The organism is Nostoc sp. CCY 9925, from assembly GCF_963920935.1.
In the GTDB taxonomy this organism is placed as follows: Bacteria; Cyanobacteriota; Cyanobacteriia; order Cyanobacteriales; family Nostocaceae; genus Nostoc.
Map to the genome: position 1 here is coordinate 1 of NZ_CAWUDO010000133.1, position 16,860 is coordinate 16,860.

Below are 16,860 nucleotides of genomic sequence, written 5' to 3' on the forward strand. Positions count from 1 at the left end.
ACGAATCGACTTGTGTTGTGAACGAATCGACTTGTGTTGTGAACGAATCGACTTGTGTTGTGAACGAATCGACTTGCGTTGTGGTGTAGACGTAGGGGTTTTAAACCCTTGATGTTACGATAATCGCAACCGATAGAAGTCCGACTCAGCCAACCCATCACTAATATCTCGTGCTTTCTGCTCTAAACGTGACTAATACCATTTCTTTGTGAGGCTGCGCCAAATTGTCTTGGCTTCCTTCCTTCTTTTCTTTCTTTCTTTGTGTCCTTTGCGCCCTTTGCGGTTCGTTCCTTATATAGTTTGGCGCATCTTCATACAGAATTGGTATAAGAATGCTACAGAGACACATGCCTAAACCCTTGTAATATCAGGCTTTCTTAATTTTGAATTTTGAATTTTGAATTTTGAATTGGTATCACTCCCCATTGCCAAACCACCAAGGGTCATTACTAGCATTGGTTTTAATCAAAAAAGCTTTTTTCCGCGTGAACCGCTTCAGCGCTGCTGCACCCATACGCGAACCTCCCAGCCCGGAGAATTTAAAGGCGTTTTTCTCTCCCTCGTGCATGATGGCGGTAAGTGCAGCATCATTAATACTAATCGCACCTGCATCTATATGCTGGGCAACTTCTAAGGCTTCTGTTTCGGACTCGGCAAACACCGCTGCACTCAGTCCATAAATGGAGTCGTTTGCTAAAGATATTGCTTGTTCAACTGTGTCAAAAGGCATGATTGGCATAATGGGGCCAAAAGTTTCTTCGGTCATCACTTTCATGGAATGATTGACCTGAGTAAGGACTGTGGGACGACACCACCAACCTCCTCCTAAGTCTTCAATGACGCCGCCGCAGTGAATTATTGCTCCTTTTTCTACTGCGTCTAAGAGATGGTCGCTAATAATTGCTGCTTGTCTTTCGGCAATGATGGGGCCAATTTCTCCACTTTCAAGTGTGGGATAAGCTAGCTCAAGGCGAGAAGCTCTGGCTACTAGTAGATGGTAAAACTTTTCAAATATGGATTCGGCAACGTAAATTCGCTCAATTGATAAGCATGACTGTCCGGTGTTGACGACGGAACCCCACAATATAGCTGAGGTTGCTAAGTCTAAGTTGGCTGATTCTAAAACGATCGCTGGATCTTTTCCACCTAATTCCAAAAAAGCTGGAATAAATTGTTTAGCAGCTGCCTGGGCTACTTTCCGTCCTGTTGCCACACTACCTGTAAAACATATCAAATCTACATTTTCAATTAAAGTAGCTCCGGTTTGCCCTGCTCCTTCCACGAAAGTTAATACATCGCGTAATTTAGGTACGGCGTTGAGTGCTGTAACTAGCGGTGCTACGAAGCGGGGAGCAATTTCGCTGGGTTTGACAATCGCTGCACAACCCGCCAGCAATGCGGGAATGGTATCAATGGTAGACAGTAACAGGGGAAAGTTCCACGGGCTAATAATCCCAACTAAGGGATAAGGTACAGATGTTTGTTGCAAAGCAATGAAGGGAATTGCTGTGTTTTTTGCAGATTCTTGCAACAATTCTGGTGCTAATCTACACCAACGGTCGATGCTAGAGAGAAAGGAATCGATTTCTAATACTGAAGTTGATAATCTGCCGGTATCATTTACCAAAGCTTCGGTTAAGCGATCGCGTGTAGATAATATCGCTTCTTTCCACTGTTGTAAAGCTTCAATTCTTCCCTCTATACCCAATTGCTGCCATTGAACCTGCGCCCGACGCGTGCGCTTACACTGTTGTACCAGCAACCTGGGAGGCGGTGGGATAATTACGTAGTCATATTTGCCAGTTCGGGGGTTGCGGACTTCTATTGGTTTTGTATTAGTCATTAGTCAAAACCCTTCGGGTAAGGGGAAAGGGGAAAGGGAAAAGGGGAAAGGGGAAAGGGGAAAGGGGAAAGGGATTATGGAATGGATGGTGACACAATATTACTGGCTGTAATAATTTTGATCTCAGAATTTAGTTTTCAGAAAAAGGTTACTGGGTTTGGGTTGAAGGTTTTTCCTCCCTTTCCCCTTTTCTTTTTCCCCTTTGCCCTTTTCCCCTTCCCCTTGGCGAAGCCATTTCCCAATGCCCAATTCAAATTATTCCTAATTGTGCTAACCGTTCAATGGTGGCTTGCTGTGTTTGGAGGAAGTGTTTGCGGTCTACTTCTGTTTCCAGCATAGTATTAGCGGGGTAAAAGTGTGACATTCGATAGCTTTCGGCGTAGAGTTCAAATCGTTGACGTGCAAGTAAATTATTTAACCCTGGGCGGCGGCGATCGCGGCGTAATGCTGCTAAATCAATCTCGGCGAATGCTGTCATACTTTCGCCTGCACCTGTCTCTGCTAACACTATTCCCCGATAGTCGATGATTTTTGAACCACCATCAGCGGAAGCAATGGGGATAGCAATATTAGCGATACCTGCGGTATTAGCTGATACGACATACGCCAAATTTTCTACGGCGCGAGTAATTTTTGCAGCGTCTTTGGGTGTGAGGTTTTTGTTATACACTTCTGAAGTGGAATGCAGAAAAATCTCTGCTCCTCGCATGGCTAGACACCGCGCTACTTCTGGATACAAAATTTCTTCTGATGCTAAAGCTGCTAAATTACCGATGGCAGTTTTGGCTACAGGGAAAACTCCTTCTAAACCATAGCAGTCGAGATATTTATCCCAAACGTCATGGGGAGTAGGAGCAAATAAAGAATTTAACCGCCGATAGCGTAAGATTATTGAGCCAGAGGGGTCAAGTATAAAGCAGGTTTGAAAGTATAATCCGGGAAAGTTGGGGTCAACTTCGTAGGCGTTACCAGCCAAAAAGATTTTATGCTTTTGGGCAATTTTCCCCAGTGCTTCATACTCAACACCAGCCATTTCTACACAAGCTTTTTCTGCCCATCCTCCGAGAGTATCTCCCATCGGAAAACCTGTGAGAAAATATTCTGGCAGTACAATTAAACGACAATCAAAGCCAATAAAAGCGATACTAGCTGCAATTTGTTGCGCTAGGCGATTGATAGAGTTTAGCATCAGCGATCGCGCTTCGTGGCGATCGCTTGCTTGGTTGACTGCATGACAGGTAATTTGCAGCGCTAAGGCACGGTAGGATTCTGAATTGGGCATGGGGCAGGGGGAGCAGGGGAGGCAGGAATTGAGTTATTTAATTTTTGGATGTCCCTAATGACTAATGACTAATGACTAATGACTAATGACTAATGACTAATGACTAATGACTAATTTTGCGATCGCCACCCCAGAGGGATCGTACTAGTTGATCTGTTAATTGGGTGCCAAAAAGTTGGGCGGCAAATTTATTACCTGGGTCGCGTTCAGCAGCGGTTCGGCGTAGCAATAAATCACGAGTTGCTAAAGTAGCGCGTGCATCTTGTGATACAGGTTCAGCTGCGTCTACCCAAGTTAGCCAGCGTTCTAGTGTTTCATGTGCAACTGTGCGAGTTATTTCGAGGGTATCAGAAGTAGGTGCGCCAGTGTAGCAGAGGCTAACAGGGGATTGAAATAGGCGAACATAGACGCTTTTGCTAGTAAATACCTTTAGTCGCGCATCTTCTAGCAACTGCAAAAATGTTTGGTTAACTGGTTCATAATAGCGATCGAGATATGCCAAATCGCTTAAAAGCTCTGTCCGAGCAATGTAATCTATATAAAATAAAATATCTCCATTTGGAAGCGTGCCAAACTCAAATGCCAAATGTGGAACTTGGATATGGGACGCTAACCAAGTGGTGAGGCGCATGGTGCTAAAGTTGGATTTTTCGGGGTTTCCTAACCATGAATGCACTAGCCAATCAATTTCTTTTCCCCAAAATGCGCTCAGCGAACCTTTGATATTACCGTCAAGACTGCTGTATTCTTGTAAATCTTCTACAGAAGGATCTGGATTTAACTCAAAACGAGCTTCCAATTTTTGGCGGAGTTCTTTTGTAATATTCCACAACTGCTCAAATACAGTTTTCTTGTCTAGATTGGTTGGTTGCTGAGTCATGGTTGGAGTTTGTTGGTTTTGTATATAAAAAGTTTAAACCGCTTGTGATTGAAACTGGCTCTGCTCCGAATGGCACGCTTGTAAAGCTATTTCTTGGGGTGAGGCAGGAGGCAGAGGGCAGGAGGCAGAAGTTATGAAATCTTTGTGCTGCAAAACTTTCGGGTTTTTATTTTCTTTTCCTTCTGCCTCCTGCCTCCTGCCTTGTGCTTCCAGAATAATATACGCTGTATGCCCCTAGCGCGCGTTGCTGTATTCTCAAAAGGGGGGATGCTTTTACTTTATCTATATACCTTATGTCTTCTTGCCAAAAACTACGGCAATTATTAGCGCGTCCAGAAATTATTGTAATTCCTGGTGTTTATGATTGTTTGGGAGCCAAGTTAGCCGAACAACAAGATTTTGAAGTCGTGGCTACCAGTGGCTTTGGAATTGCGGCTTCTGTTTTGGGTTTGCCAGATTACGGCTTTGTCACGGCTACTGAAATGCTTTATAGTGTGGGGCGGATTGCTCAATCAGTTAATATTCCCCTGATTGCTGATTTGGACACAGGTTATGGTAATGCCTTAAATGTGGTTCGCACGATTAAAGATGCTGTACAGTTGGGTGTTGCTGGGGTGCTGTTGGAAGATCAGGAATGGCCGAAAAAGTGTGGACACTTTGAAGGAAAGCGAGTCATTCCGCAAGCCGAACATGTGGGAAAAATTCGCGCCGCAGTAGAAGCGCGTGGCGATAGCGGTTTAGTAATTATTGCCCGAACTGATGCGCGTGGGCCACTGGGTTTAGAAGAAGCGATCGCCCGCGGTCGAGCTTACATTGCGGCTGGAGCAGATATACTGTTTGTGGAGGCTCCCCAATCTGTTGATGAATTGAGAGTGATCGCTACTGCTTTCCCCGATGTACCACTAATAGCTAATATTGTTGAAGGTGGTAAAACTCCAGAAATTTCCACAGATGAACTACAAAAGTTAGGTTTTAAAATTGCATTTTTCCCTGTTACTGCTTTACTCGCAGTCACACAAGTAATGAATAGCTGTTTGAAGCATCTCAAAGAACACGGAACCACAGCTAATTTACCCAACTTAGTTAACTTTAAAGATTTTCAAGAACTCATCGGCGTGCCTAAATATTTGCAAATGGAGCAAGATTTTAAATAAGAATTCAGAATTCAGCAATTAAGATGTAGGGTGTGTTGTCGCGTAGCGCAACGCACCTTTAATTTTTGGCTAAAGGGTGATTTTTCTAATTCATTACGTAACTTTTCAGCCAACAAAACTGGTCTTTCAGACGCGATGAATCGCGTCTCTACAAATTATGGACGATTTCCCTTAACCTGAGAATTACTAATAGAAAATCCCCGACGCGTAGGCTTAATACTAGCTAACTCTACCTGAAAACTTACCTTATCTTTCATTTCGCCACTTCTTGCTTCCAAAGTCCAATTACCAGGACGTAAATTCCAAAATAAAGAATTAGCAGAATTTGTATTTAATTTTTCCCCATTTAGCCACCACTCCACAGGTGTAGATTTATTTCCTGCTAATTTGAATTCTAATTTTTGCAGTCCTGCTTCACCTGGATAGAGTAAAAATACATCGCCATGATGGGGAGATACAATTCTCAAATTATCAGAAATTAAATGCGATCGCTGTTGTTTTGCCAACCACTCATCATACTCTGGCGGCAAATCAAATTTATTTTCCGTTTCGTAACTATTTTTATCTTCTGGATAGAAATATTCCTGCACCACTGAAGTACAATCTGGTGTTGGTTTTAAACCAGAAATTGCACAAACAGGTAATTGTATTAAACCTTCTGGAGATGTAAAACCTTCTGGTTCTTGATGTTCGTGCAGATGTAACATAATTCGATTCCACAGAGGTGCTGCACCCGTAACACCTGAAACCTGACGCATAGGTTCGCCGTTGAAATTACCTACCCAAGTAGCGACGGTGTAATCTGTAGTAAAGCCAACAGTCCAAGTATCGCGAAAATTAGAAGAAGTACCAGTTTTAACAGCAGCCGGAAAAGGTAAATTTAACACCGAGTCTACACCAAAAGCCGTTGCACGAGCATGGTTATCACTAAGGATATTGGTGATTAATTGCCAAATTCTCTGGTTAGAAAATGGAAAATTTGTAGAGACGCGATTCATCGCGTCTATGGGGATTGGAGAATTAGAAAATATGCTTACTAAAGGAATCGCATCACCCTGTCGTGCTATGGTTAAATATGCTCTGGCTAATTCCCAAAGACTGACTTCGCCACTACCCAAAGTCAAACCTAAACCATAATGTTCTGGAGTTTGATTTAGGTGTTCAAACCCTAATTGATGCAGACGTTCTAAAAAAGTTTCCACGCCTACTTTTTCTAACACGCGCACTGCGGGTACATTTAAAGAATTTGCTAAAGCGATTCGCACCCGCACCGGGCCGAGAAAACTTTCGGTATAATCTGTTGGGCTATAAAGTTTCGCGCCGGGAATAGCGTAACGAGCAGGTACGTCTGCCAAAATGGTGTTTGGGCGAATGAGATTTTTTTCTAAAGCGAGTTCATAAACAAAAGGTTTGAGAGTAGAACCTGGTTGACGTAGCGCCTGTACTCCATCATTGCGTCCGAGTTTGGCTTCATTAAAATAATCTGGTGAACCGACATAAGCCAAAACTTCGCCAGTGTGGTTGTCAATTACCAACGCAGCTGCATCGTGGACGTTATTAGTGGCGAGAGAAGAAATTACCTGCTGTACCTGTGCTTCGACAAATTGCTGCAAAGGACGATTTATGGTTGTGCGAATCACAGATTGATCCCCCCTAACCCCCCTTTTTAAGGGGGGAACTAAGCCACCCTTTGAGGAAACTAAGCCCCCCTTTCCAACGGGGGTTGGGGGGATCTGATTTGCTAACCAAAATAAAAAATGTGGTGCAGCGATAATTCCCTGCTGGCGAGATTGAAAGACAACTTTTTCTGTAGATGTTCGTGCTGGGTTCGCCTTACTTATATACCCTTCCTGTACCATACGATTGAGCACATATTTTTGTCGCTGCTTGAGTCGTTCCCAATGTTCGTAAGGATTAAAATAAGTGGGATTATTAGGAATAGCAGCTAACAAACTCGCTTGGGCAAGATTCAAATCGCTGGCTGGGATGGAAAAATAAGTCTGCGCCGCAGCTTCTACACCATATATATTCCCTCCCATTGGCAAGCGATTAATATATGCAGAGAGAATTTCATCTTTATTCATCCCTGCTACTAACCGCCAAGATAGCCAAATTTCTTGCATTTTACCTGAGAAAGTACGCGGCACGGGTTCTAACATCCGCGCTAACTGCATAGTAATAGTGGAAGCGCCGGAAACAATTCGTTTGGCGTGGATAGCTTCTTTAATAGCGCGGACAACTGCTTTCATATCCAACGCGCCATGTTTGTAAAAGCTAGCATCTTCAGCCGCTAGAATTGCCTGAATAAACTGCGGCGAAACTTGATTTAGCGGTATTACTGATGTATGCTCTTGGTCACGAGTCAGCAACGTGCCTAATGGTAAATTATTGCGATCGCTAAATTGCATTGCTAATTGATTTTGGGCTATATCTGCGGCACGAATTGGTGCAAAATAAGGCAACAAGCGCACCATAAGACAGATTAGCAGCACGGCCAGGATAATCTTAGCGTGCTTGATTCGAGATAGCGATCGTAAAATTCGTTTCATCACTGCCGAACAAAACTTACCTTAATTCTGACGCACCAATTACATCTACATTAGGAAATATGTCAAACACTTAATAATTCAGTTCTAATTACTTAGCAAATATAAATTAATATTCCTAAAGTTTCAATACTTCTTAATAGTTAAGAATTGTACTCATTCCTTGGAACAATCCCACTGAAGTAGTTATCAATATAAATAAACTCTCCTTCGACTCTTCTTTGCGCCTTTGCGCCTTTGCGTGATTATTTTAAATTACTAAAAATATGATTATCAGAATTTTTATCCAGTGTCTACTTATCCTCACACTTTTACTAGGCATATCAGGTTGTAATTTTCTCAATATCACCTCAACCAGAGAACAACTCGCAACAGTCTCCGCACTCACCCCCCCCAAACTACCAGATTGGATTGAACAAATAAGCCCCATCGGCAATGCCAAACCCCTTAACCAAATCCGCATCCGCTTTAAAGAAGCCTTAATTCCAGTCGAAAATCTTGACAGTCCAGAACAACAAAAATTATTACAAAAATTTGCCATTTGGCCGCCCTTACCTGGAGAATTTCGCTTTCTGACACCGCGCATGGTAGGATTTCAAGCCCAAAAAGCATTGCCAAAAGCTACGCGATTACAAGTTACTCTTAAATCAGGTTTAGCCGATTTAAAAAATCATCGCTTAGATAAAGATTTAGCTTGGACATTCAATACCGAATCTATCAACTTAACTAATTTACCTGGCGTCAACCCCATCGAAAAAGCTGATGCCGAACCAATAGACTTACAAGAAAAATTACAATTTACTTCCAACGTAGAATTAGATTTAAATTCCGTACAAGAACATTTACAGTTAATTCCTGAAGGTAAAAATCAAGGTGTGCGTTTCAAAGCCGAATTAAACAAAGAAGAAAAGCCATCAGAAGATGAAGAACCTTTAGAAAAATTCGACCCTTCCGCACGCAACTGGATTTACAACCTCACTCCACAACAAAATCTCGAAAAAGCAACCCGTTATCGCCTAGTATTTTCTCCCGGAATACTTCCTGCCTACGGCAATCTTCCAACAGAAAAAGAATTTGCCAGTAAGTTAGCAACTTATTCCCCTTTAGCATTTAAGCAAATTAGCTTTTATGGACAGCCAGATGCAGGTGGAACTTTTGGAAGATTTGTTAAAGGCAGTCCCCAATTAGAATTTAATAACGTTTTAGTAGCAGATTCAGCAAAAGAAAACATTACCATTAATCCTGCACCAAAAGCTATTTCGAGAATTCTGCAAGTCAACGATGAAGATAGAGTCATCGGTATCAATCCTTATGCATTAGAACCCGCTAAAACCTATACAATTACTATTAACCGCAACCTTAAAGATAAATTTGGGCAAACTTTAAGTAAACCCGTCACAATTAAATATGATACTGGAGACTTAGGCGGGGATATCTGGGCACCGTCAGATTTAAATATTTTCCCCACACGTAAAGATTTACAGTTAAACATTAGTACAGTAAATCTGCCAGAATCGAAATACAAAGCAGCTTATCGAGTAGTTAAACCAACAGATTTAGTTTATTTGAACTATAGTAATGATTTCTTACCTAAACCTGCCCAGTGGCAAAGTTTCAAGGTATCAGGTAAGAAAAATCAGTCAGTTGATGTTACCGTTCCCCTGCAAGAAAAAATAAATGCTGCTACGGGAATGTTAGCTTATGGAGTGCAAGCCCGCACGAATAAATATCAGGAGAACGGCAAGGAATTGTGGCGGGAACCTACTACTTATGGCATGGTTGAATTGACGAATTTAGGCGTATTTACTCAATGGTTTCCAGAGTCAGGCTTAATTCGCGTTAATCATCTTGATGATGGTTCGCCAGTCAAAGCAGCTAATATTGAAATTTATCAATCAAAATTACTAGCAAAATCTCGTCCCGAACCTGTACCTTGTGCAACAGGTAAAACTGATGAAAATGGTACTTTTAGAGTTAACAGCGAACAATTACAGCAATGTAATTCTGAAAATCAAAGTTCTGTAAAAGCACCGCAAGTATTAGTAATTGCCCGTGAAAATCAAGATTGGGCATTTGCAAGAACTGATGAATATAGCGGTGTTTATGGCTATGGTATTGATGCAGGTTGGCAAGATAACAAGCCAGAATCACGCGGCGTTATTTTTTCAGATAGACAATTATATCAACCCGGTGAAAAAGCTTGGTTGACTGGTTTTGCAGATTATTTACAAAATGGGGCAATTCAGCAAGATAAAAATGCTGTTTATCAGTTAACTCTCCTCAACCCCGATGGGCGAAAGACTAACTTAGGAACGCAAACTACAAATGATTTTGGTACATTTTCTCTAGAATTACCCATCCAAAAAACTCAACGTTTGGGCTATTATACAATCCAAGCAAAAGGGAAGAATGGGCAAGAAATTTCGGGCGAATTTCGGGTAGCTGAGTTTAAACCACCCAATTTTAAAGTGGAACTAAATCTAGATAAAGAATTTGCTCTGGTTGATGAGAAAGTTGATATTAATGCAACCAGTAATTATTTATTTGGCGCACCCGTAGAAAGTGGAGAAGCGAAATACTTTATTACTCGCCAACAAGCTAATTTCATTCCCAAAGGTTGGGACGAATTTAGTTTTGGCAGACAATGGTTTTGGCCGGAAGAATCTCCCACTGTATCTAGTGATGTATTGCAAACTAATGCCCAATTAGATGCGAATGGTAAAACTAGTCAAACTGTGACTGTGGCTAAAGATTTACCATATCCCATGACTTACCGAGTTGATGTACAAGTTGCAGATGTTTCTAATTTGTCTGTAGCAAATTCTCAAACTTTTACCGCGTTACCAAGTAATCGCTTGATTGGGTTAAAAAGTAATTTTATTGCTGATGCTGGTAAAGCTTTTCCTGTTGAATTAATTGTGACTGAACCTACAGGAAAACCAATTACAGGCGAACGGGTACGCATAGAATTACAACAGATAAAATATAGCAGCGTCACACAATTAGTTGAAGGTAGCCAGACACCAAAAAATCAAGTCGAATATAAAACAATCCAACAAGCAGAAATTACATCTGCTAGTAATCCACAGGCAGTAAATTTAACACCCACTGAATCTGGTTCGTATCGTATAAGAGCTAATTTTAGCGACAGTAAAGACGAATTAAGCGCCACAGATTTACAAATTTGGGCAACTGGAGAAAATCCAGTATTTTGGGGTTCGAGAGAAAAAGATGTTTTAGAAGTTAAGCTAGATAAAAAAGAATTTAAACCAGGCGAAACTGCTACTGCCTTAATTCAATCTCCCTATCCAGATGCAGAATTATACTTTGCTGTCATCAAAGATAAACCGCTTTATCAGCAAATTACTAAAGTTCAGGGAGGCGCACCACAAATTCAATTTCAAGTGACGCCAGAAATGTTACCTAATGCAGCTGTCGAAGCTGTATTAGTCAGGCAAGGTAAACCAATTAACCAAGTAGAACCAGGAAGTTTAGATAATTTGGTGAAAATTGGTTTTACACCTTTTAAAGTAAACTTAGAAGATAAATATTTAAAACTGCAAGTTAAGCCATTACAAGCATCCTTAGAACCTGGTGGCCAGGAAACAGTACAACTAGAATTAAAAGACAACCAAGGTAACCCCACCCAAGGACAGTTTACAGTCATGGTGGTGAATGAGGCGGTGTTACAACTTTCTGGTTATCGTCCGCCGAATTTGGTAGATACAGTTTATGCAGAACAGCCGATTTCTACTCGTTTTAGCGATAATCGACCAGATGTCATCTTACAACCACAAGATGCGGCGAAACCAAAAGGTTGGGGTTATGGCGGTGGTTTTTCAAGTGGTGCAGCAAATACTCGCACTCGCACCGATTTTCAAGCTTTAGCTTACTACAACGGTTCTGTTCTCACCGATGCTAGTGGTAACGCACAGATAACTTTTAAATTGCCGGATGACTTGACTACATGGCGGGTAATGGCTGTGGCGACTGATGGAAATCTGCGTTTTGGTAATGGCGATGGAACCTTTATCAGCACCAAGCCACTACTAACTAATGCCATCTTGCCACAGTTTGCTCGTCCAGGCGATCGCATTCTCGCTGGTTTATCAGTCACCAACAACACCGGGAATACAGGAAACCTCTCAATTAATGGCGAACTTAGCGGTACAGTTAAATTTGCCGAGAAAAACCCCACAACTACCGCTTTACAAACCAAAGCTGAATCTGCAACTCAAGCTTATCGCTTTCCAATGGTGGCTGATAGCGTCGGAGTCGGTAAAGTTCGCTTTACCACTCAGCTAAATAATGCAGCCGCAGATGCTTTTGAACTACCTTTAGAAGTTAAGCCAATTGAAATTACAGAACAAGTTGTAGAAACTGGCGTCACTACAAAACAAGTAAAAATTCCCCTTAATGTTGATAAAAATACTTTCCCTGAGGCAGGAGGTTTAGATATTCAATTGGCGAGTACTTTGATTCCTGAAATTAAAGCACCAGCAAAGCAGGTTTTAGAAGATAATGATTTACCTTTTGCAGAACCGGCGGCGAGTCAATTAATAATTGCTGCTAATTTGCAAACTATCGCCCAAAAATACGGCCAAACATTTGCAGAATTTAATCCCAGCCAACAAGCAAATCAAGCAATCGAACAATTACAAAAACTGCAAATCGCCGATAGTGGTTTTGCTGCTTTCCCAGGACAAGAAAAATCTGACCCTTGGATTTCTTCTTATGCGGCTGAGTCACTAGTAAAAGCAAATCAGGTGTTTCCTAATTTAGTTGATGTTGGAACCTTGTCTCGACTCAAAACTTATTTACAAAAAGTTCTAGCCAACCCTGGAGAATACGATTTTTGCAAACAACTACTCTGTAAAAGACAACTCCAACTGAAAGCTTTAATTGCTTTGGCAGAATTAGGTGAAAAGCGCAACACTTTCCTTGCAGATATTTACGAACAGCGCAATAATTTTGATTTAGTCACTCAAATTAAACTAGCGCGATATTTATCTCAATTCCCAGAATGGCAAGACGAATCTCAACAACTAGTAAACAAACTGCAACAAAATATCTATGAAACTGGGCGCACAGCAGTTGTAAGTTTACCGACTAGTTGGGGATGGATGAGTTCATCTACGGCGACGCAGGCAGAAGCTTTACGTTTATTTATTGCCAAACAAAGTAAACCTGAAGTCATAGATAAATTATTCCAAAGTCTGCTGGCATTGCGGCGGAATGGTACATGGCAAACTAACTATAATAATGCCCAAGCATTAACAGCTTTGGTAGAATATAGCCAACTGCAACCCACACCACCAAATTTTGTTGCCACAGTACAATTAGCTGGTAAAAAGTTAGGAGAAAATCGCTTTGAAGGTTACAAAAATCCAAGCTTACAGCTGAGTACGCCTATGAATCAATTACCTCGTGGGCGTCACGATTTAATTCTAAAAAAATCAGGTAATGGCAATTTACATTATCTGGTTGCGTATAATTATCGCTTGCAAGGAAATCAACCAGGCAGATTTAATGGCTTACGCATAACGCGAGAAATTAGTCAATTAAATGAAGAGAAAGTTTTACAAAAAACAGGTCTTTATGCTTTCGATAAACCCTTGACTTTAGCTGCCGGACAAGTGTTTGATATTGGTTTAGAAATCATTGCCGATCGCCCCGTAGACCATATAGTAATTAAAGACCCACTACCAGCAGGTTTTGAAGCGGTGGATGCAAGTTTTCAGACTGCTACGGCTGCATTACAAGCAAAAGCCGATAGTTGGGAACTTGGGTTTAAGAATATCTACCGCGATCGCATTATCGCCTACGCCGACCACCTCGAACCAGGAGTTTATAGCTTGCATTATTTAGTCCGTTCCGTGACACCTGGGACATTTTCTTGGCCTGGTGCCCAAGTTCACCTGCAATATGCACCAGAAGAATTTGGGCGTACTGCTGAATCTACATTGGTGGTTGAGGATAAGTCGTGACAATTTAAGATGTAAGCAAGGGAATCTAGAAATGTTCTAAGCCTATAGGAGAACAAAGCAGTGACACAATATGCTTGTATTACTTATTCAGTTGGCTCGAATAATTCTCCACATGACATTCGGTTGATCAACGCACTGCCATAGGGTAATTCTACCGCCATTGTCCATAATGCCTCCGTGTTGGTGCAAGCATGAGCCGATCGCAGACTCAATCTTTACATATGCTCCATCAACAGGAACTTCACGCCACTTTTGAGAAGATGATCCTGTACAAGTCGATTGGATGATATCAGTACCATTCGCTGACAGTCCATTTTTCACAGTAAGGCAGAGGTCGCTATGTTTAAAACGGAGAACAAAATAACCATTGTTTCCCCATCCCCGCGTTAATTGAACGTTTGGTTGATTGATGCACTCCCATTGTGTCACAAGTCCTCCGATGTTTTTAATTCCCCCATGCTGGTGTACACACTTGCCGCTATGCTTCGCTTGTATATAGTAACGTTGCTCCGTAAGGCTTGCAGAGACCATTGGTGCTAGTGTTGCACCTAATGTCCCAATCACAAACAAACTTACTATGGCACGTTTCATAATGTGAATATCCCTGCTCATCACTAACTAAGATTATGTTCTTTCATTTAATCACTGTCTATACCTAAAAAATCAGTGATTAAATGTCAAAAAGCATCACTTCTCCCCAAAAAGCTGTGGTGCGCTGAAGCATAAAGCCAAAGCGCACCACAGAATTTAAGATATCTTTAGAAAATTAATTTAGGCTGGAACGACTTGAGCAACTAATGAGCGTTTATCAAGGGTGTGAACTTTACCTACTTCGCTCAGAGCATTTACGATTCGCTCTAGCATTTCTCCAGCCTGTTCGCGATATTGATTTTCGCGACCTCGTAAACGAATAACAAACTTCACTGAATCGCCTTTACTCAACCAACCAATCGCTTGCTCGATGCGTAAATTATAATCAGCTGCTCCCACATTGGGACGCAGCCGGACTTCTTTTACCGTTGGTCTAGCACTCTGTGTCTGGCGCTTTTTCTTTTGATACTGAAACTTGCCATAGTTGAGGATCTTCGCTACTGGAGCTTCTTTGCCTTCGGAGACTACAACTAGGTCAAGTTCTACGCTCTGCGCTAGCTGTAGAGCCTCATATGTATCGGTCAGACCACGATTGTTATTTTCATGGTCGATCAAGAACACTTGAGGTGACTTGATTTGCGAGTTAATTTGTTGCTTTTGGATTGCGATAATGTTTTCTCTCTATTGTTCAATTTTTTGCTTTGCAAGCAATCAAATTCTAACACAAGGTTCATGTGAAGACATCGAAGCTATTGTTAACCTTTCTTTCGCATGACTGCATTTACACTCCCCAAAATGCCCCATGCGCTTGTCTATCATTAATTCTAATTAGATTTCACAACTACCCATTGCGTTACAGATGCCATTCCTCGCCAGCCCAAAAATTTACCAATGGGTTCCGCCCGCTGGATGGCAATACGAGTCAAGTCACCACCGACTCGTTCGTGCCATTGAAATAAAGTTTGCTCGCCTTCTACCGTCACCACATTAGCCACCAAACGTCCACCCGGCCGCAGTGCTTCCCAGCAAACATCAAAAAGTCCCGTTGCTGTCACCCCGCCGCCAATAAAAATCGCATCTGGTACAGGCAAGTCTTTGAGGGCACTCGGCGCTTTACCTTCGATGATTTGCAGATTTGGAGTACCAAGAGTGGCGGCATTATCAGCAATATATAGTAGTCTAGATGAGTTTTGCTCGATCGCCACCGCTCGGCACCGAGGATGACTCCGCATCCATTCAATGGAAATTGAACCGCAACCCGCGCCCACATCCCACAACAATTGTCCCGGTGTCGGTGTCAAAGCTGCTAAGGTGATTGCCCTAACTTCACGCTTGGTTAATTGTCCATCGTGGTGGTAGGCGTTATCTGGTAATCCTGGTAATCTTGGTAAAGGCACAACCCCAGTATCGGCAATACAATCAACTGCGATCGCATTCAACGGTGCAATTTCTGTTTCACTCCAAGATGCAGCCGTACCTGCCACAATTCTTTCATGAATGCCGCCCATACGCTCCAAGACGGTGATTTTGCTGCCACCATAGCCGCGATTCGTCAAAATTTCCGCAACAATGGCGGGTGTCTCCTTGCCTTCGCTTAAAATCAACAGCCTAGCTCGCGGATAAATGTAAGATTGCAACAGGGACGACGGCCGACCATTCAAACTCAAGGTTTCCACCTCAGTTAAAGACCATCCCATCCTGGCACAGGCGAGGCTGAAGGTTGAAGGTGCGGGGATAATCGTCATTTCGGAAATGGGAATTCGCCGCCCTAAGGTGACACCAATGCCGTAACACATAGGATCGCCGCTTGCTAGTACGCAAATCGACTCACCGCGACGCTTAATGATTTCCTCTACAGAAGTGCTAATGGGAGATGCCCAAATTATGTTCTCACGTTGGTCATCACAAGGGAGCATTGCTAAATGACGATCGCCTCCCACAATTACTTTAGCTTGAGCAATTAGAGAAAGTGCGATCGCACTTAGTCCCTGTAACCCATCTTCTCCAATGCCAACGATAGAAAGCCATTTCTCTGTCATGCTAATTCATGATTTATTACTTGTTGACACTCCCCCTAGTTAATAATTTCTGAGATTATACTTAAGAGCGATCGCACTTTCTGAGATGAGAGCATAACTGAAATTATAAAGGCGATCGCTCGTACCCCAATCAAAAGACCTCTCCCTGGTTTTACTACGCAAAACCGTCCCTCTCCGATTCGGAGAGGGACAGCCTTGAACTTTAGTTCAAGGCAGGGAGAGGTTTATCACCTGCGTGTGCCAATATCATCACATAAACGCTTATCTTTCTCATTCACATTGCGGTTGTTTTGCAAATAATCGCGCACCCAAGCACAACCCTTAACCATTAAATCATCCAAATTCAGATTCCACAGCTTGACCGTGTTGTCATGACTTGCAGAGGCAATGGTTTGACCGTCGGGGCTAAATGCCACGCCCCAAACCTCGCTGCTATGACCTTGGAGAGTTTGTAAGACTTGCCCGTTGCGATTCCACAGCTTCACCGTGTTGTCATGACTTGCAGAGGCAATGGTTTGACCGTCGGGGCTAAATGCCA

Annotated in this window: 11 protein-coding genes; 2 read left to right on the forward strand and 9 right to left on the reverse strand. The window is 42.3% G+C overall.

The features are described from left to right. Positions 1-415: 415 nt before the first annotated feature. From ACM0OY_RS35560 to ACM0OY_RS35570, 3 genes are all read right to left on the reverse strand, one after another. Entirely contained in the window at positions 416-1,843 is a 1,428-nt protein-coding gene (locus tag ACM0OY_RS35560; protein ID WP_414573455.1) for an aldehyde dehydrogenase family protein, read from the reverse strand. A gap of 250 nt (positions 1,844-2,093) precedes the next feature. Next, entirely contained in the window at positions 2,094-3,125 is a 1,032-nt protein-coding gene (locus ACM0OY_RS35565) for a nitrilase-related carbon-nitrogen hydrolase (RefSeq protein ID WP_414573456.1), read from the reverse strand. 103 nt (positions 3,126-3,228) lie between these two features. Beyond that, the gene (locus ACM0OY_RS35570; RefSeq protein ID WP_414573457.1) at positions 3,229-4,005 is read right to left on the reverse strand and encodes a red chlorophyll catabolite reductase; all 777 of its coding nucleotides are present in this window, start codon (positions 4,003-4,005) and stop codon (positions 3,229-3,231) included. A 293-nt stretch (positions 4,006-4,298) separates the two neighbouring features. Between ACM0OY_RS35570 and ACM0OY_RS35575 the strand changes: the two genes are divergently transcribed. Continuing rightward, on the forward strand, positions 4,299-5,159 hold the full coding sequence (locus ACM0OY_RS35575; RefSeq protein ID WP_414573458.1) for an isocitrate lyase/PEP mutase family protein: 861 nt from the start codon (positions 4,299-4,301) through the stop codon (positions 5,157-5,159). A gap of 155 nt (positions 5,160-5,314) precedes the next feature. Here the strand turns inward: ACM0OY_RS35575 and ACM0OY_RS35580 are convergent, their stop codons facing one another. Further along, positions 5,315-7,708: a penicillin-binding protein 1C gene (locus tag ACM0OY_RS35580; RefSeq protein WP_414573459.1), complete on the reverse strand. Its 2,394-nt coding sequence runs from the start codon at positions 7,706-7,708 to the stop codon at positions 5,315-5,317. Positions 7,709-7,971: 263 nt separating this feature from the next. Between ACM0OY_RS35580 and ACM0OY_RS35585 the strand changes: the two genes are divergently transcribed. Continuing rightward, on the forward strand, positions 7,972-13,692 hold the full coding sequence (locus ACM0OY_RS35585) for an alpha-2-macroglobulin family protein (RefSeq protein ID WP_414573460.1): 5,721 nt from the start codon (positions 7,972-7,974) through the stop codon (positions 13,690-13,692). Between the two features lie 87 nt (positions 13,693-13,779). On the opposite strand, the gene ACM0OY_RS35590 is transcribed toward ACM0OY_RS35585, so the two are convergent. The 5 genes from ACM0OY_RS35590 to ACM0OY_RS35610 form a co-directional block, all read right to left on the reverse strand. Continuing rightward, a complete protein-coding gene (locus ACM0OY_RS35590) occupies positions 13,780-14,283 on the reverse strand; it encodes an RICIN domain-containing protein (RefSeq protein WP_414573461.1) in 504 nt (167 codons plus the stop codon). Positions 14,284-14,463: 180 nt separating this feature from the next. Further along, complete coding sequence (gene infC / locus ACM0OY_RS35595) at positions 14,464-14,955, reverse strand: translation initiation factor IF-3 (protein WP_414573465.1); 492 nt, start codon at positions 14,953-14,955, stop codon at positions 14,464-14,466. 152 nt (positions 14,956-15,107) lie between these two features. Beyond that, positions 15,108-16,322 (reverse strand): precorrin-6y C5,15-methyltransferase (decarboxylating) subunit CbiE, encoded by a 1,215-nt coding sequence (gene cbiE / locus ACM0OY_RS35600; RefSeq protein ID WP_414573462.1) that lies wholly within the window; start codon positions 16,320-16,322, stop codon positions 15,108-15,110. 39 nt (positions 16,323-16,361) lie between these two features. Beyond that, positions 16,362-16,484 (reverse strand): hypothetical protein, encoded by a 123-nt coding sequence (locus tag ACM0OY_RS35605; RefSeq protein WP_414573463.1) that lies wholly within the window; start codon positions 16,482-16,484, stop codon positions 16,362-16,364. Between the two features lie 65 nt (positions 16,485-16,549). Next, positions 16,550-16,860, reverse strand: a 311-nt coding sequence (locus ACM0OY_RS35610; RefSeq protein ID WP_414573464.1) for a WD40 repeat domain-containing protein, incomplete at its 5' end; no start/stop codon positions are given.